At 40.4% G+C, this 17,610-nt stretch carries 17 protein-coding genes; 10 read left to right on the top strand and 7 right to left on the bottom strand.

Translation table 11 applies throughout. From position 1 onward, the window contains the following. Positions 1-18: 18 nt before the first annotated feature. A complete protein-coding gene (locus tag CH373_RS13340; RefSeq protein WP_100713572.1) occupies positions 19-537 on the bottom strand; it encodes a DUF6580 family putative transport protein in 519 nt (172 codons plus the stop codon). Positions 538-713: 176 nt separating this feature from the next. Here CH373_RS13340 and mazG point away from each other — a divergent pair, with 176 nt between their 5' ends. Further along, positions 714-1,940 carry a nucleoside triphosphate pyrophosphohydrolase gene (gene mazG / locus CH373_RS13335; protein WP_100713573.1) on the top strand — a complete coding sequence of 409 codons (1,227 nt, stop codon included), beginning with the start codon at positions 714-716 and terminating at the stop codon, positions 1,938-1,940. 94 nt (positions 1,941-2,034) lie between these two features. Further along, positions 2,035-2,925, top strand: a complete 891-nt coding sequence (locus CH373_RS13330; protein WP_100713574.1) for a response regulator — start codon at positions 2,035-2,037, stop codon at positions 2,923-2,925. Positions 2,926-2,928: 3 nt separating this feature from the next. On the opposite strand, the gene CH373_RS13325 is transcribed toward CH373_RS13330, so the two are convergent. The 5 genes from CH373_RS13325 to CH373_RS13305 all read right to left on the bottom strand — a co-directional run bounded on the left by CH373_RS13325 (position 2,929) and on the right by CH373_RS13305 (position 6,569). Further along, positions 2,929-3,582: a hypothetical protein gene (locus tag CH373_RS13325; protein WP_207761461.1), complete on the bottom strand. Its 654-nt coding sequence runs from the start codon at positions 3,580-3,582 to the stop codon at positions 2,929-2,931. Between the two features lie 15 nt (positions 3,583-3,597). Beyond that, positions 3,598-4,791 carry an NADP-dependent isocitrate dehydrogenase gene (locus CH373_RS13320; RefSeq protein ID WP_100713575.1) on the bottom strand — a complete coding sequence of 398 codons (1,194 nt, stop codon included), beginning with the start codon at positions 4,789-4,791 and terminating at the stop codon, positions 3,598-3,600. 67 nt (positions 4,792-4,858) lie between these two features. Beyond that, complete coding sequence (locus CH373_RS13315; protein ID WP_100713576.1) at positions 4,859-5,434, bottom strand: hypothetical protein; 576 nt, start codon at positions 5,432-5,434, stop codon at positions 4,859-4,861. Positions 5,435-5,728: 294 nt separating this feature from the next. Continuing rightward, positions 5,729-6,019 (bottom strand): hypothetical protein, encoded by a 291-nt coding sequence (locus CH373_RS13310; RefSeq protein ID WP_100713577.1) that lies wholly within the window; start codon positions 6,017-6,019, stop codon positions 5,729-5,731. A gap of 13 nt (positions 6,020-6,032) precedes the next feature. Next, a complete protein-coding gene (locus tag CH373_RS13305) occupies positions 6,033-6,569 on the bottom strand; it encodes an RNA polymerase sigma factor (RefSeq protein WP_100713578.1) in 537 nt (178 codons plus the stop codon). 138 nt (positions 6,570-6,707) lie between these two features. On the opposite strand from CH373_RS13305, the gene CH373_RS13300 reads away from it, so the two are divergent. The 4 genes from CH373_RS13300 (at position 6,708) to CH373_RS13285 (ending at position 11,336) form a co-directional block, all read left to right on the top strand. Further along, on the top strand, positions 6,708-7,142 hold the full coding sequence (locus tag CH373_RS13300; protein WP_100713579.1) for an LIC_13246 family protein: 435 nt from the start codon (positions 6,708-6,710) through the stop codon (positions 7,140-7,142). Between the two features lie 96 nt (positions 7,143-7,238). After that, positions 7,239-8,372, top strand: coding sequence for a hypothetical protein (locus CH373_RS13295; RefSeq protein WP_100713580.1), 1,134 nt, complete (start codon positions 7,239-7,241; stop codon positions 8,370-8,372). Between the two features lie 35 nt (positions 8,373-8,407). Further along, on the top strand, positions 8,408-10,312 hold the full coding sequence (locus tag CH373_RS13290; RefSeq protein ID WP_100713581.1) for a sterol desaturase family protein: 1,905 nt from the start codon (positions 8,408-8,410) through the stop codon (positions 10,310-10,312). Between the two features lies 1 nt (position 10,313). Continuing rightward, entirely contained in the window at positions 10,314-11,336 is a 1,023-nt protein-coding gene (locus CH373_RS13285) for a LolA family protein (RefSeq protein ID WP_100713582.1), read from the top strand. A gap of 242 nt (positions 11,337-11,578) precedes the next feature. On the opposite strand, the gene lnt is transcribed toward CH373_RS13285, so the two are convergent. Further along, positions 11,579-13,357 carry an apolipoprotein N-acyltransferase gene (lnt, locus tag CH373_RS13280; protein WP_100713583.1) on the bottom strand — a complete coding sequence of 593 codons (1,779 nt, stop codon included), beginning with the start codon at positions 13,355-13,357 and terminating at the stop codon, positions 11,579-11,581. Between the two features lie 192 nt (positions 13,358-13,549). Between lnt and murA the strand changes: the two genes are divergently transcribed. From murA to CH373_RS13260, 4 genes are all read left to right on the top strand, one after another. Continuing rightward, on the top strand, positions 13,550-14,848 hold the full coding sequence (murA, locus tag CH373_RS13275; RefSeq protein WP_100713584.1) for a UDP-N-acetylglucosamine 1-carboxyvinyltransferase: 1,299 nt from the start codon (positions 13,550-13,552) through the stop codon (positions 14,846-14,848). Beyond that, complete coding sequence (locus tag CH373_RS13270) at positions 14,845-15,555, top strand: 4Fe-4S dicluster domain-containing protein (RefSeq protein ID WP_100713585.1); 711 nt, start codon at positions 14,845-14,847, stop codon at positions 15,553-15,555. Before murA ends, CH373_RS13270 begins: the two co-directional genes overlap by 4 nt. 89 nt (positions 15,556-15,644) lie before the next feature. After that, on the top strand, positions 15,645-16,823 hold the full coding sequence (locus CH373_RS13265; protein WP_165778836.1) for a SpoIID/LytB domain-containing protein: 1,179 nt from the start codon (positions 15,645-15,647) through the stop codon (positions 16,821-16,823). Positions 16,824-16,826: 3 nt separating this feature from the next. Then, positions 16,827-17,606 carry a hypothetical protein gene (locus CH373_RS13260; protein ID WP_100713587.1) on the top strand — a complete coding sequence of 260 codons (780 nt, stop codon included), beginning with the start codon at positions 16,827-16,829 and terminating at the stop codon, positions 17,604-17,606. Positions 17,607-17,610 lie beyond the last annotated feature (4 nt).

The following is a 17,610-nucleotide window of genomic DNA, read 5'->3' as shown; positions in this document are numbered from 1 at the left end:
GAGTGGAAATAGTTGTGATTAGACTTCTTGTCTTGCTTTCACAACTCCGGTTTTTTCCAGAAGATAAAATCCACCGAATAGAATTGGCATGTAGACCGCAGTTCCTATCAAGAAATTCTTAAAGAATGGAATTGCTGCAACATAACAGGTAAGAAGTCCGGAAAGATCTAGGGAATACATTCCAGAAGTCAGCCATACAAAAAAGTTCGTGACCAAGTAAAAGGAAAGAGCTCCGGCCAATCCAGCCAAGGCGACGGTTCCGACAGAAAGGTTTTCTCTAATTCTAGTTCCTACATATGCAAACAGTGCGAACATTCCATATACAACTGGAATTAAGTCGTGGAATCCTTTAATCAAATCACTCATTAGCATTGCGCTGAGAGGCAGGAGGATCGCGACTCTTTTATCCGTAAAATAAACTCCACCAAAAAGTGAAATCGCGAGTATAGGTGTAAAGTTCGGTACGTGAGGGATAAATCTGCTCGCGAACGCGATAACGAGTAAAACCAGGGCTGCTATGTTTCTAGATGAATTCATGACTTCCGGAATCCTTTATGATTTCGACATCCCTTTCGGATTTCTTTGACCCGAAAAACTTTGCCGATTTTTCGTATATGGTATGAGTGTAAATCGAATCGTCAATCAATTCACAAAGAAAGTACTGTTGAGAAAAATGGTGGGCATTCCCTGTAACCGCCAAAGCCTGGCATCAAATGGACGCTCCCGACAAAAACCAATTTCCTACTTACATGGAATATCTCCGCGACATAACCGCAAAGTTGCGGAGTGAAAACGGATGTCCTTGGGATAGAGAACAGACCCATTTAACTTTGATTCCTTATATCATAGAGGAATCCCAAGAAGTAGTAGATGCATTATTAAGGTCAGATGACGAGCACCTAAAAGAAGAACTAGGAGATCTTTTGTTCCAAGTCACTCTTCATTCTCAGATTGCTGCCGAAAGAGGTTCTTTTCATTTTGAAGACGTAGCGAAGGATGTTGCAGAAAAATTAATATTAAGACATCCTCACGTCTTTGAATCAAAGGATCATTCACTGAAAACTGCTAGTGATGTAGTCGAGAACTGGGATTCGCTCAAGCAAAAAGAAAAGGAAAAAAGGGGAAGGGCGCCCGAATTGAAACGAACTCAAAAAGGCGCATCGATTCTTTCGGGTGTTCCAGAAACCTTTCCCTCTCTGTTAAAGGCAGAAAAGTTCCAGAAAAAGGCGGCAAAGGCCGGATTCGATTGGAAAGACATCAAAGGAGTCGAAGAAAAATTAAGGGAAGAACTAGAAGAATTCATCTCCGAGATAAATGTCAGATCAGAAGTCACAACAAACCAGATTCGAATGGAAGAAGAATTAGGGGATCTTTTATTTACAATCGTAAACTTAGCTAGGAAGTTAGGGCTTTCTTCCGAATCAGCTCTTACTAGAACAAATTCTAAATTTAAAAAAAGAATCGAACTTATGGAAATGGAGTGTTCCCGCAAAGGGCTTTCTTTTTCCGAACTATCACTCGAAGCACTAGACCAAATGTGGGACCAAGCAAAGAATGAATTAGATTCGCATAAAATTCAGAACCCTCTTATAGAACAAAGCAAGCAGTCCCAGATCCTAATCGATCAGTTGTTTTCCGTACTCTATTTTAAAGATGTAGGACAAGAAGATTGGCCTAAACGGTTCGAATTCTCTTTGGCTTCGGATGAATTTGAGGCAATCTTTTCTTCAATGGGATCCTTTACAATCGTCCCTCTAAGGCCGGTTTTAGGTACAAGGTCACAGCCAATCTTTTATCTGAACTTGAATAAGACAGATAAAGGGGGATGGGACTGGGTGGATCTAGACGAAAATCATTTCTCGGATCTATCGGAAATACTAGAAGCGATTCGAGATTCGATAAAAAAATACACTGCTCACTTGAAGAACAAGTTAGAGTAGATTATAATTTTGAGCTGATTCAGATTTTCTTCCCAAATTGGGATTTTAGTGAGAGAATAAAACTTCTACGCTCCTTTCCTTGAACAAAGGAGGTATGGTTTTCCGGGAGCTATATCGCAAACTACTTCAATCTATTTCAACCATGAGCTTTCCCTCTAAATTTCGAATTCTGATCGTAGATCCCGGTAAAGTAACCAGAAGGATTATCAGTGATGAATTTGCCTCGGAAGAATATGAAGTAAAGGAAGCCATCAATATTCTGCATGCATCCGAACTCGCTTCAAAAGAATTCTTTAACTTAATCACAGTCGGTGTCTATTTAGAAGAAGGCACTGGATTCGATTTTTGCAAAAAGGTCCGACACGAAATATTAGACGGCAAACCGTATAAATCACGGAACGCGAGTATACTAGTAGTAACATCCGATTATAGTAATGAGAACAGAAAAAAAGCTACTGAAGCTGGAGCAGACGGGTTTATAGAAAAATCAGCCGATCTAACAATATTTAGATCTGTAATTGCATCGATTCTGAAGGACGCGTACATCGAAAAACCGAACCTCGAGGTGGTTGATAAGCCGGTTACAAAGAAAAGAAAAATTCTAAATCAAAAGATAAATAAGAAAATCCTTATTGTAGATGATTCTGAAATGAATCTCGTAATTCTAAAGAGGCTTCTTGAAATTCGAGGTGGAAAAGTGGATACCGCCACTTCTGGAGAGGACGCTCTCTCCATCTTGTCCCGCGATTTCCAAGATTATTTCGCTATTTTGACAGATTTATATATGCCGGGTATTTCTGGACTTGTGCTTTGTGAAACCATCAAATCCATCTATGGAGAAAATTCCCTGGTTTTTGCAATTACATCGGCGGCGGCAAAAGAAGATTTAAAGGAGCAGAAAATTCCGGATTGGATCGAACTATTAATGAAACCTTATGTAACAGATCATATCGTAGAATTTCTGAATGAGAAGATTTCTGAATGATTGTCAGGAAAGAAATTCTACTCCAATCACGACGTCAGGATAGCACTCCTTTCTAATTTCACCTTCTATTGGAGGCAATTTTGAAAACCAAGATTTGTTTTCATAGAGCAGGTCCATCCAATAAGAGTAAAGTGTTGCTTCTCCCTGCTCATTTTGTACCCGAATCAAAAGCAAATCTTTCTTTATATCTCCGCTAATTTCGAATAATTCGTTAGTCTTAGTCCTGAATTGAGCATCCCAAGGCTCTACTTTATATGGAATTCCTTTCTTCGTAGGTTTTCCCTTTTGCATTTTCCAAGCTTTGATTTGTATTTTAGAAATTTCAGAATACTTTAAGGTTTTTGAATAAACCACGTCTTCCTTTTTGTGCTTGAACGAAAACTCTTTGGGTGCATCCTTCCATGTTCCGGTAACGGTTCTACCGTCGCAGAGATATACTTTTACCTTGGATTCGGCTTCCGATTTGGAATTCGAAGAAGAATTTTCCGAGCCATTAGAATTTGAATCTCCTCTTACATCGGCTCCAGGTTCTGTCGGCGGAGTCGGTTCTTTCGGAAGCTTTATCCTTTGCGCCAGAAGAGAGCTGGAAACTAGGAGTAGAAATAGAAAGAGTCGGATTCTACCCCGACTCTTACCTTTTTTGTTCGCAAGATCCAAGTAGAAACCTGTTTTCTATAAACGTTTTTGGACCGCCTCCATAAACTGGAAGGTATCCAACGATTTTGCATTCGGGTCGGTACACAACAAAGTCAAATCCTTTGTCATTTCCCCGCCCTGGATCGTGTCGATTACTGCTTTCTCCAATTTATGTGCGAAAGCAACTACATCAGGTGTTCCATCCAGTTCTCCCCTCTTCGCCAGGGCTCCTGTCCAAGCAAAAATAGAAGCGACTGAATTTGTGGAAGTGGATTCTCCCTTCTGGTACTTTCGATAGTGCCTGGTCACTGTTCCGTGAGCAGCTTCATATTCGAATTTTCCGTCCGGAGAAACCAAGACCGAAGTCATTAATCCGAGAGATCCAAAACCGGAGGCTACCATATCCGACATTACATCTCCGTCGTAATTCATCAATGCCCAGAGCATTCCACCTTCGTTTTTCACGATTTGAGCTACAGCGTCGTCGATCAAATAGTAAGAATATTGAATTCCAGCTTTTTTCAGCTCATCAGCTCTCTTTGCAGAAACGTCATCAAAGATAGCTCTGAATCGAGCATGGTATTTTTTGGAAATCGTATCTTTGGTCGCAAACCAAATATCAATTTTCTCTGAAATAGCATAGTTAAAGCAAGCTTGAGCGAAGCTTTGGATGGACTTATCAAGATTGTGCTGTCCCATTACTACGCCAGGACCGTCAAAATCGTGAATCAGAGCTCTCTCTTCTTTTCCAGACTTGCTGGTAAATACGATTTCTACTTTTCCGGCTTCCGGAATGTATAGCTCGGTGTCTTTATAAAGATCTCCGTATGCGTGACGACCTACTGTGATCGGTTTTTTCCAGGAACGGAGAGCGGCCGGAATGTTATTTACAATGATAGGTTTTCTGAAAACTGTTCCGTCCAGAATTGATCTGATAGTTCCGTTGGGAGATTTCCACTCTTTCTTTAGGTTGTACTCTTTCACACGATCTTGGTTAGGAGTAATGGTGGCGCATTTCACTCCTACCCCGTATTTTTGTATCGCGTGAGCCGAGTCTACTGTGACTTTGTCGTCGGTTTTATCTCTGTATTCAACTCCGAGATCGTAATAATCCAGCTGAATATCCAAATATGGATTAATAAAACGATCTTTAATTTCTTTCCAAATGATCCGGGTCATCTCATCCCCGTCCAACTCCACAAGAGGAGTTTTCACCTTGATCTTTGACATTCGATTCTCCTTAAGGTAAGCACGGATTGCGTATTATAGTTATGTTATTTATCCATCATCAAGGAGCTTAGGACTTGGGGAAAGAAGGATTCTCCTTGATCTTTAAGATTCCATTCCGAAAATAAAATAGGTTCTGGGTCCCGAAATAGTTAATCGCCACCGGTAAGGAGATCACTCCTAAAACCGAAAAATATCTGTACTTTAGCGAATCTTTTTTGGACACGTTCTGAATGGTCTTTTCTATTCTGCGAAGTATTTTGATCCATCGATCTAATACCGGCTTAAGACTTGGATTGCAAGTATCATAGTATAGCTCTTCCGCTGAAGTGACTATAATCTCCTTTAATCCGACGGGAAGGGCTGGAGATCCGAATAAGTCCCTAACCTTCACGAGGTCTTTTTCTATATCTGCTTCGGATTGTCTGGAAAGCGGAAGTACAGAGCTGATTCCGACTGAAACTGGCAAAGAAAGTCGGAACAAAAAATCGGAGGCTACCATTGAATTTAGGTAGCGTCGAACCGTTTCCCCAAGCGAATCGGGGTGATCAAGCTGGACGTCGCTCAGATCTTTTACGGTTTGGATAATATACTGGCTGAGCTTGATCTTTTCGGTCCAGAACAGGCCCAACAATTCCATAACCATAGTGGTAATTGTAGATTTTTTTTAATTAGCTTTTTTGGCAATCTATATCCGACTCATCACGTCATGATCTTTTCTTAGAACTAATTCAAAATCCTAATTAGAATGAATACTACTCATTACTCAAGAATTCAATAATAAATCACGCATAGATCCTTACAGTATAACGCTCGATCGATTTCCGCTTTCCAAGCAAAAAACCGGATTCTCAGATCCAAAAAATAACTCGCGAATCAAATCAAAAGCGAGCGAAACGGTATTGAATGCAAAGCGAGCGTCCTTGATTTTCAAGATTTTCTAATGAACTGTGTGTTCCTTTTTCCAGTGTTCCCGGTGTTTCATTCGAGCATGTCTTCCCCAAGGACCGTGGCCTCCTCCTCTACCTGCCCTGAATAAAATATGAGAAAGTAGTAATAATCCGCAAGCCTGCAGATAGCTAATCTGACTTAGATGAAATAGATCGGGCATTAAATAATTCCATAACTGCCAGACCAAAGCCCCCATCGCTAAGAACAAAATTGGAACAATTAAAATCCATCCGAATCGTCTTCTCATTCTGCCTCTGTTCGAATTTAGTAATCCGTGCATATAGTCATTTTCCTTAATTAAATTCTTCGAGAAAAAGAGGTTTCAATTCTTGCAATCTTCTAGACAGGAATTCCTTTGCATAAGTCTTTCTTGCAGAAAGAGTTCCTTCAGGTACACCAGTCTCTTGGCTAATTTCCCGAAAAGTTCTCCGATGAATTACGTTCTCTACAAAAGCAAACCTTTGCTCATGCGGAAGTTCTTCGATCGCCAAAGCAAGTTCTTCTAAAATCAACTGGCGGTAGAAATCCTGCTCGGGTGTTTTCTCCCTAGACTGAATCCTATCCTCCAAACCGAATTCGGATTCTAACTCCGGTCTGATATGTGCTTTGGACTTCTTCCTTCTATACCAATCGCCTATTTTATTCCGAACGACAGCATACAAATAGGCGACCAAATATTCGATCGTTCCCGCTGAATCCAATTCCGTGAGAGCTTGATAAAAAGACTCTTGTAATAGATCTTCCGCGTCTTCCGGATCCGAAACTCTGTAACGAATCCAGGCAAGAAGTCTTTTTCTCTCTCGTCGGTAAAGATTCTCGATCGGAATCAAATCTGTTCTCCTTCTCTCTATTCCTTAGTTGTTTTTGGAGAAAATTCCCTGGATTTTTTTCTAAAAATTCCGTTGGTTCGAACAAAAATTAATACAACCAAATTCTTTTTCGACCCGCAGTCTGCGGAGGAAAAACGGATGTTAAAAGAAAAGGAAGAAAAGTCAGAAACTTATTCCTGGAAAAAATTGATCAAGGACCAAAAAGATTTTTTCAGAATCGTCGGAATTCTAAACAGATACTACGACTATTTAAGAGGAAGTTTAGAAGAAAGTAATTCACAAAAATTTAGAAAAAGACTTTTGGAAACAAGAGTGGAAGATACGGAGATTTACTTTAAGAGATTCGGAGTCTATGAATATGTAGTGTTCGCAAAAATTCGAACGGAACAAGGTAGCGAAACGGATTCCTGGATTCATCTGGACGGAATTTTGCAAGAGAGAACAAACTTTTTAGAAAGATGGATTCAAGATCATCCCATCTTTGGAATCAAATGCATTTCGGATATTTATGAAGAATCTTGCAGCATGATTTCCAAAGAAGAAGTGGAAAATCTGGAGGCCTGCGTTGAATAAAAGTCTGTAAGAACCGAATCTTCTCCTAGTATTTTTCAAAACGACCTAGGAGAAGTACTTGCCTGCTATCCTGGCGCAGATTACGACTTAATGCCCATGTTGCGGCCTAAAAACTACAATAAAATTCAGAATAACAGAACGATTGTAATTCTTTTCTTTGTTATTTTTCTTTTGCCAAAATCGTTCCATGCGGATCCCTCCATCGAGGAAACTTTTCGAGCAAGAAAGACTTCTCTATCTGAGTTTTCTTTTCATCCGTATCCCCAGGAAGGATACTTTCAGGCTTGGAACTATTCTTTTACCGATGACAAGGTCTGGATTTTCGCAACCTTTATCGTGAGCAATCTCGGGTCCGGTACAAACAACTGCGGTATCAGTATCGTAGTTTACGATAAACAAAATGGGACTCGCTTCTTTACCAAGGAATTTTCTGAAGAAGATTTAAAAGCAGAACCCGGCAATCTGGAATTGTCTATGCTAAGCAACTCTGTGATAAAAGGCGCAGAAGGTCCTGAGATCCAGATGGAAACTGAAGAAGCTAAGCTTAGGATTAATTACAAGACGAGATGGTATCATGCAGTTTCCCTTTCTGGAGGAAAAATTCCACTTCCTAAAAAGGGTAGATTCGTTCAGGCGGATATGACCTTTTCCTCCGTGCCAGCTTGGGGATACCTAATTATAAACGGTAATAAAATCGACTTAAATGGAAAAGGCGGAATGGAGCACCTTTTGACTAACTACGAAGTATACAAGTACAGCCGTAGATGGGAATTGTTCCGATCCATCAATTCAAAGCAGGAACGACTGTTTACAGGTGGCTTTATCGGAAATGACAGTTTTCCGAATGGAGAATTGCGAACCGTAAGTTCGATTGACCCTTCTGGGAAAATTTTATTCTCGGCAAAGGTGCATAGGTCAGAAGTTTTAGAGTCGGCAGTCGATTCGTTTTCTGACTACGAATTACCGATCAAGGAAAAGTTCTATTTGGATTCTTCGGATAATTGCAGTTTGACGATTAGTAGGAAGGACTTAATCGGAGAAATCTATGTACTTTCTAACATTTCTTCGGTTCTTAGGTTTTTTATTCGACTTTTTTTCAGCAAACCATATCAACTCTATTATCTAGCTGACGCACATTTGGATTGTTCGGTCAGTCCGGAAGGAAGCGGAATTTTACCAAAGGATAAATACTTTCGCGGTATCTTTTCTTATTACCTAATTAATCCCTAAGATTAAACGAATTCAAAATTTCGCTCGCTGTTTAAATGGAACCGATTTCATACGTAGCTATAGCTTTAGGCTTTAATTTTCTCGTTTTGACCGAGGCTTTCGTAAGCCGTTGGAAAAAATCAGATTTATATTCTGCCAGGGATGCCTGGGCAAATATCGCAATGTATTGGGGAAATGTACTGACTCATATCCCCTACTTTGCACTTTCTTATCCACTCTATTCTTTTTTATCAAGCCTCTCGCCCATTCATATTGGTACCAGTTGGGAATACTGGTTGGTTCTTTTTTTCCTAGATGATTTATGCTTTTATTGGTACCATCGATTCAGCCACGAAGTGCATTTCTTTTGGGCTTCGCATATCAATCACCATTCTTCGGAATACTATAATCTTTCTACCGCTCTCCGGCAAACTTGGACTCCTTTTCCCGCTATCCTATTTTGGATTCCTGTCGCAGCGATAGGTTATCCTGCAGAAATGATTTTTGCAATGCAGGCAATGAGTCTTTTATATCAATCTGTACTTCACACTCAGTTGATCCCTAGATTGCCTTTTATAGATCTATTTTTGAATACTCCTTCGAACCACAGAGTGCACCATGGTAGCAATCTAGAATATTTGGATAAGAACTACGGTGGAGTACTGATTATATGGGATCGTCTTTTCGGAAGCTACGAACCTGAAAAAGAAAAGGTGATCTATGGGGTCACGAAACGACTGACAAGTCAAGATCCGTTTGTAATTGCATTCCATGAATATGCAAATATTGTAAAGAAGAGTTTCCTTATAAAAAATTTCTCCGATCTTTGGAATCTTCTGACCAAACCGCCTGCTTGGTCCGAAAAACTCGGTGGGTATGAATCTAAATCGGAAGCAAAGGTTCCGGCTTCACAGAACTCTGTTCTGTTTTCGATGTTTCTTTCTCTCTATCTGTTTATTCTTGTGATCCTCCATTATTACTTACCCGAAAAAGAATTCAACTTATGGATGCTTTGGAACTCACTCGTTCTAATTCAAATTCTGACTGCATGGGCAACCAAGGAATCTTTGAGAAAAAGCAGAGCTTACGGCTTATCTTGGTTTGTAGGAGCGATCGAAATTTTGTTGCTCTTGGGATTTCCACTTTATTTGGAAATCAATCACAAGCAAATGCAGATTTTGAAAATCGTATCTAGTGTTTTCGGAATATTTAGCGCCCTTAAGATTTATTCTTACTTTAGCTTAAGAGAGCGGAGACTTTCCATTTCGGATACTTTGTTCTATTTTCTTTGTTACCCAGAATTTGCTTCTCAGCGATTGTTCCGAAAAAGTTCGGAATCAACTTTGAGCATATACAAGGTTGCAAGTAAAAGGCTCATTTTAGGATTTGTTTCTCTCGGATTCGGTTTCTTTGTTACAGGTGCTCTTTTGTTGCTTCCGCTGAGCTGGTACTCTACGAATCATTCCGATTTTAAATATTGGATCCTTTTAATCTCAAAGGCATTTAGTTTGTATTTGATTTTTCGGGGACTTTTGTTTTTGATCCTGGGGTATTTTTCTTTCGAAGGTTACTCCTTCAGAAAAAAATTTCCTTCTCCCTTATTCGCCGAGTCCATTTCCGATTTTTGGACAAAGTTTTATCCGCAGTGGAATCTGCTTCTGCGATCGGTATCGCGATGGAAGACTGTTCAGATCCTAGTCGGCTTTGGGACAATTTCCCTGTTTTTAGAGTATGTTTTGTATCTGTTCGGAATTCGAAAGATGGGTTACGTAAGTTTATTTTTTGCCTGTCAATCAGCAGGATGCTTGTTAGAGGCTAGCATCGCGAATTTCGTTTCTACCAGAGCGAGAAGATCAAAGTTTTACAAGTTTTTTTCTCGGCTAATTTTATTCGGTGTTTTGCTTATTTCCCTTCCGTTGTTTTTTATCGAATGGGATCAACTTTTTATTAAGGTTCAATAGTATGAGATTTTTATTATATTTTTTCCGTTTTCTATTCATAATTGCAGCTATCGTATCGATGGAAAGTTGCAAGGACATTTTGATTGAAGCCCGAAAGGATATTACGATAGAAAACGCCTTAAAGCTAAAATCGTATTCAGGAATACTCTCTGAGAAAATCGGAGAAAACCTAATACGATCCGAGGTGAAATGGCAAAAGCCGAATCAGTATTTCGCCAAGGTTACTAGCAAGGGAAATTTATCCGGCACGATCGTTTCCCAAAATGGAGCGAATCTGAAAATTTACTACCCGTCCACGAAATTCGGCGTTGAATTCTTGAATCTGAATTTGCTAAACGAAGAGCAAACCAAGAATCTATACGAGGAAATCTATAATTGGACTGTAAAGAAATTTGAAGTGGAACTTGGCGACACTGAGAATCAACTCGCCGGAAAAAAAACGGTGGAGCTTCTGTATAGACCCAAGGAAAACCATGATTTCTTTTTCAAATGGAGAACCTGGGTGTATGATGAATACTCCTTTCCGATAAAAACCGAAATCATAAATCCAAACGGATCAGATTCCTATTCGTATGAATTCGACTCCATTTCGTTTAATGATTCTATTCAATCAGAAAAATTTAAATTTGAATTTCCTAATAGATCAGTGATAGCAACCTGGAATTTCTCTTCTAAGAATTATCCTCTGGATTCGGCGCAAAAGGTCGTGAATTTCAAAATCAGGACTCCCGAATATACGAAGGGCTTGGAGCTTGTAAAGGTCATCAAATTGGACAGCCAAGTCCCTGGAATCATGATGCTTTATCAAAAAGGACCTTATATTCTGGGAATTAGCCAGATGAAGGATTACGGAATTCCCCTATTCCCTATTAAGAAAGGAATCCGACTGAATGGAAAGAAAGAATTAGACCTGCACTTTTTAGGAACAATTTCCGCAATTCATTTCCTGAGCAATGGAGTGCATTATTATTTGGTCAGCAATCTTCCTTACCAAGAACTCGCCTCGGTTGCAGATTCTATTTGAGTAGGAGCTAAATTATTTAGCAAAGTCCAATCGGAATTGCCGTTCCATAGATCCTTTTGTAGGACTTCCTTCACAGCGATCGGAAAATTTTCACTTGATTCAATCAGCTTTTTCTGATATAGGGAGGGCGCGCTCCCACGGGCCACTCCCCCCTCCCAAGCCGAGGGTGGGGGCTCCTTTACTTCCCCCCGGAATATTGATTCCACATCAACTGTGGTATCTATGATCCCAAGCAGAAAAAATCAGCGAGTGATTGTTTTCTGGCCCCTCAATTGCGCGATCAAAAGGTTCACGTAGTAAATCGAGGTCAAAAGTAGCATGATCCATGGAACAAGATTTCCGAATCGAACGTAAAATGTCGGAGACGAGGGAATGACTTGGATCTGTTCCCAAGTAGTTTCCGCTTTCATCAGTCCTGTCGATTTTCCCGGGACAAATCTTCCCAAGTGATCCACGAACCCAGAAATTCCAGAATTCGTAGATCGCACCATCCACTTTCTCCATTCGATCGATCTCAGCCTTCCTAATTCAAAGTGCTGATCGCTTTCTGTGGTAGTCCCATACCATTTATCATTTGTTAGGTTTGCGATAAAATCCGGATTTCCGGAATCCCTAAATTTCCTCACGAATTCCGGAAGTATTACTTCATAACATATCAAAGGCAGCAAAGAACCTGACTCGGAAATCGAAGTTTTTGCAGGTTCATAGTACTTTCGAATCGCTTCCAAAGACAGAGACTCTGTGTCATCCCAACCGAGAGGCAAAGGAAGTTTAGGAGCTCCTTCAGAGTTGTAATAAGGAATCAAACGGAAAGACTCTCCCGGTTCAAATCTTCCAGTTTGAGGGCTAATATCGTACATGAATTCAAAGGGCATATATTCCCCGAAGAGAACCAAGTATTGTTTTTGATAAGCCTCTCTTCTTTCTCCATTTTGATCATACATTACGTTATTATTATAATATCTGAGATATTCTCTTCCTGAACTTTTCTTTTTGAAACCAGCATCTATTTCATTAAAAAAGACATTCGCTTTGTAACGGTTAGCAAAAAGGAACATGAGAGAATCAAATCTTTCCCAGTACATTCTTACTGTAGACGTCGTGATTGGAGTTTTGTGTGCCGAGAAAAAAGGAATTCCTGCTTCGGGGAGCACGATCATATCAGGATTTTTTCCTTTTTGCCTGATCGCAGCATCCGTTAACTGATCGATCCGACCCATCAACAATTCTATGGATTCTCGAACCGAACGACCGTCTCTAAAACTCAATGGTGCATCCGGTTGTACTACTAACACTTCCAAAGTCTTTGCGGGCTTAACATCCTTCCATTTAAAGTATAGCCCTGTGCCTACAACCCAAAAGGCCAGTAACAAGGCAAAGGGCAATGCCCAGAATTTTGCAAAGTGAAGAGTCTTCTCTTTGGATCTAAGAATTTCCGGCAAGTGCAACAAATTTGTCTCAAACAATGTGTAGGAAACTACAAAGACCAAAAAGCTCAGTCCATAGACTCCGGAGATCTCTACGGTTTGGGCGAGTAGAATGTTTCCTGCGATTAGGTTTCCCCAATACCAGGGAAATAGTTGGGGGGCAATCATATCCGAAGCAAGACCACAAAAGCCTGCGACCCATATGCTATGCCGATTGATTCTTCTAGAGAGGAAAGAATAGGAAATCAAGAAAATCGGAAATTTTGCACCGAAAAGTACTCCGGCCAATATGAGGATTATCACAGCAATTGGCCCTGGAAAATTTCCGAATACAACCGCCATGTGATAAATCCAGTGGAAGGCTATGACATAAAATGCGATCCCGAACAGTAATCCGTGCAGAAAAAGCTTCTTATACTGACCGGAATATTTGTGGGTAATCCAAAATAAACCGAATGGAGAAATCCAAACCAAATGGCTCAGGTAAAAGGGGGAGAATGCTAGAAAAGAAAGTGTTGCTGTCCAGACATAGCAGAACAGATCAAACCATTTCGTTTTTTGAAATTCGTGAAATTTGGATAGGAAGGAATTCATTGATACAAACGTTCTTCGATAAAATTTGATAAGAAGTCAATCGATTTCGACCTGGTGTGCGCCTGGATATGTTCCGTCATTTGCTTACAGAACAATGTTTTTTTAAATCGGCTCATTGCCGAAGGCCTACGTCATGTAATTGCTTGCAGTGACAAGCTTTCACCAGGACCTTAACTGAAAAAGGGTTCCGGAATGAGTTCCTCATATTTCAAGATCATCGGTAAAAATCCTCTCCATGGAACTGTCGTTCCGCAGGGAAACAAGAACGAAGCATTGCCAATTTTAGGTGCCGTTTGCATGATTCCAGGGGAAATTACGATCGAAAACATCCCTCTGATTACGGATGTGTTAATGCTGTTAGAGGTCCTACGACTTTTAGGTTTAGAGATCGAAGACCACGGAGAAGGCACATTTACCTTTCGAAACAACGGACAGCTAAAATCTGATTTGCCCTATGAACTTTGTTCCAAACTTCGGGGAGCGGTAACCCTTGCCGGACCGATTCTAGCCAAAACTGGGAGAGTCTTTCTACCCCGCCCTGGCGGTGATAAAATTGGTCGTAGAAGAATGGATACCCACCTTCTTGCTCTGCAGTCATTAGGCGCTCAAATTGAAGTTTTTCCGGACGGCTACGAAATCAAAGCAGATCGACTTCGGGGTACCGACATCCTGCTGGACGAAGCCTCCGTAACTGCTACCGAAAATGCAGTTATGGCGGCAGTAGTCGCCGAAGGAACTACGATTTTGCGCCATGCCGCCAGCGAACCTCATGTTCAAAGACTTTGTAATTTTCTAAAGGAAGCTGGGGCAAAAATCTCCGGAATCGGTTCGAATATCCTGATCATAGAAGGAGTTACTTCTCTTAAAGCACCGAATAAATCTCATCGAATTGGGTCTGATTATTTGGAAGTTGGAAGTTTTATCAGTTTAGCCGCAGTAACTGGAGGAGAAATTTTTATCAGAGATGTAGACCTGGAAGACATACGAATGATTCGGATGGTCTATTCCAGACTAGGAATCGAAGTTCGACCACAGGATGGTGGTATCCTAGTTCCTTCTGACCAAGCGATGGAAATCATTCCGGATTATCATGGCGCCACTCCAAAAATAGACGATGCTCCTTGGCCGGGGTTTCCTGCAGACATGACATCTGTTGCTCTCGTCACTTCGACTCAGTGTAAGGGGACTGTATTGATTCACGAAAAAATGTTCGAGTCACGATTGTTCTTCGTGGACAATATTATATCTATGGGTGCCCAAATCATTTTATGCGATCCGCATCGAGCTGTTGTCATCGGTCCGTCCAGGCTGTACGGGCAAAAAGTTGCTAGTCCGGATATTCGTGCCGGGATGGCGATGATCATCGCAGCTTTGTGTGCGGAAGGTACAAGCTTTATTCATAATATAGTCCAAATCGATAGAGGCTTTCAAGACATTGATACTCGCCTGAGATCCCTAGGTGCTCATATTGAAAGGGTAAAAGAGGAATGAATCGTAAAGACTTCTTTCGCAAAAGTTTATCGAAAGCTTTCTCGGTAATAGAAGAAGGCGCGGAAGAAGTCGTAGAAACCTGGAAAGAAGTTGCTGAGCCTAAAAAAGCGAAAGCAGAGCAAGACTCCAATCTCGCAAAAGAGAAGAATCCTCGAACCGGAAAAAAAACTCAGAAAGGTTTAACGCCCTCAGAAAAAAAAGCCGCCTTTCCAGCACAGTATAAACCTAATAAAAAGAAACCATTCAGTTTTCGTAATCTTCAATTTCCCCCTGGTGCGGATCCAAGCGGTAAAAGATTTCTTTCCAAATGTACAGGATGCGGAGATTGTATTTACTCTTGTCCTTATTCAGTATTATTTCCGATATCGGATGAGACAACAGGCAAAAGTACTCCTAGAATGGATGTGAACCTGAATGCTTGCATGTTATGCAAAGATTTCCCTTGTATTCACGCATGCAAAGAAGATGCATTGAAACCTTATACCGCAAAGACTTCTCCTAATTTTGGTCAAGCAAAGTCGCTTTTTGAACATTGCATTAATTATAGAACTGAGGAAAAAACTTGTGAAGCATGCCAACTGGCATGCCCTATTCCGAATGTAGTAAATTTTAGAAAGAACAAACCGACATTCTCGGCCGACTGCACAGGATGTGGGCAATGTGTCCAGGCCTGCCCAACATTTCCCAAAGCAATCATTGTTAAATGAAGTTTAAGCCCTTTAGCAGCTTCCTACTTTGGTTTCTCCTTATTTCTTTTTCTATTCCATTTTCTCTTTCCGTGGAACCGGAAAGGGCATTGCCGAAGCAAATTAGAGTCCGAATCTTAACAAAGTACAAACCTACATCAGTCCAATTAAGTTATCGAAAAAGCAGACTGTTTCTTGGAGACCAAGTTTTTCCGATACAGAATGGAAAACTACAGATTCAAGCAAAGCAGAAAGATATCGGTGTATTTCGGCTATCGGGTGAAAATAGCCCAAATCAGAAAAATATTGTCGAGAAACCAAAATTTCAGAATGTTAAGAGACTGTATTTAACAAGGGGCAATTACGAAATCAAGGTATCTGGTCAGGACGAAATCTTCCGGTATTCTGGAGATCTGACAATCGAATCTGAATCCAATTCTCTCAAAATTCTTTCTATCATCTCTCGAGAAGAATACGTAACTGTTGCCACCGAATCCGAATTCGGAACTTTATTCTCTTCTCTTGAAAAAGAATCTTCCAAAGAAATTTTAGGGCAATTTCGAATGAGTGCAAAAGCTGTCGTCCGGTCTTATTCTTTATCAAATCTGAATAGACATAGCCAGGAAGGTTATGACCTTTGCGATCTGACTCATTGCCTGCAATATTCAGGAAAAGTAAATAAGATAGAGAGGTCGAAAAAGTCAGAAGTTGTTTTGCCTAAGGAATTTTTGATCGTCTCCAAAAGCGGAAAGCCGTTAGAGACCTTCTTTCACTCTACTTGTGGAGGAATACTCACTCATCCGCAAGTATACTGGAAAAACTTCCGAGAAGGAAACTCTGAATATCGTTCTGGATTCGATTCTATTCGAAACGGAGAATTTCTTTGTAGGAATTCCCCTCATTTTCAATGGGAAACAATGCTAACAAAATCCGAGGTGGAAAAAATCCTGGAGGCAAAAGCGATTTCAAAACTTGAAGCCCAAGAGAAAGAAGGCAGAGTCTATCGAATCTCGTATCATTCCGCATCCGGAGAACATTTGCTTTCTATTAGCGATTTTTTGTCCAAGTCCGGTAAGAGAATCGGGTGGAATCGGCTGAAGAGTAATTTATTTCAAATAAAATCCGGTCCCAACGGATTTGTCTTCCAAGGCCAGGGTTTTGGGCATGGAATCGGATTCTGCCAATATGGTGCAATGGAATTAGCTTCTCGCGGAAAAACTGCCAAAGAGATACTGGAATTTTATTTTCCAGGCACAAAGTTGGAACAAATCAACTTGGAGAGCTTATAGTCAATGATAGGACGTAGGTCTTATTACTTTATTGTAATTTTGGTTCTATTTGCCCCAGCAATTTATTCTTTAAAATCAGAATCGATTCGAATTCACAAAGGAGACTTCGATTTCTATTATATTCGTCTAAAAAAGCAACCAAGACACGAAAGAGCAGAATTTCATGATTTAAGGACAAGCCAATTTACTAATCCTTTATTTGAGAAGAAATTAGAGGAATTCTCGGATTTGTTCCTAGACAGATTCAAAATTCAATCAGAGCAAGTACATTTAAAGGGAGAAACTAACACTGTACTTGTTTTGCACGATTCATTTACTTTTTCTCAATATAGCGGCAAACCCAAATTTTTGGCTGCCTTCTATGAAGTAGATCGGAGAACTTTCTACTTTCAAAACCCAGACACATTATATAAACGCAATATTCTTTATGACACGATTGATCATGAAATTTGCCACTTTCTATCTCCCTCACAAGACAAACCAGAGTCTCACTGGCTGGAAGAATCTTATTGCGAATCCAAATTTCCAACTTCCTCCGAGCCCGCAAAAGACAAGAAGCGTAGTAGAACTCCCAAATTCGCTGACTGGAAAGCTTTCAAGAAATCACAAAACAAAAATCTATCGAACGGAAGCCAAATGAGCCGAGTTTCGGCATATAGATTCGCCTACGAATGGGGCCAATTTCTTCGGAAAGCCAAGGGAGAAGATTGGTTTCGCGATTGTCTTTCAAATCATCGTTGCGATTCCGAATTTGCAAAATTGTACCAGAGATTTATAGAGTAAGGCT

The sequence above is a fragment of the Leptospira perolatii genome (genome assembly GCF_002811875.1).
In the GTDB taxonomy this organism is placed as follows: domain Bacteria; phylum Spirochaetota; class Leptospiria; order Leptospirales; family Leptospiraceae; genus Leptospira_B; species Leptospira_B perolatii.
Note: the sequence above shows the minus strand (reverse complement) of the source record. Positions and strands in the feature narration are given on the sequence as shown.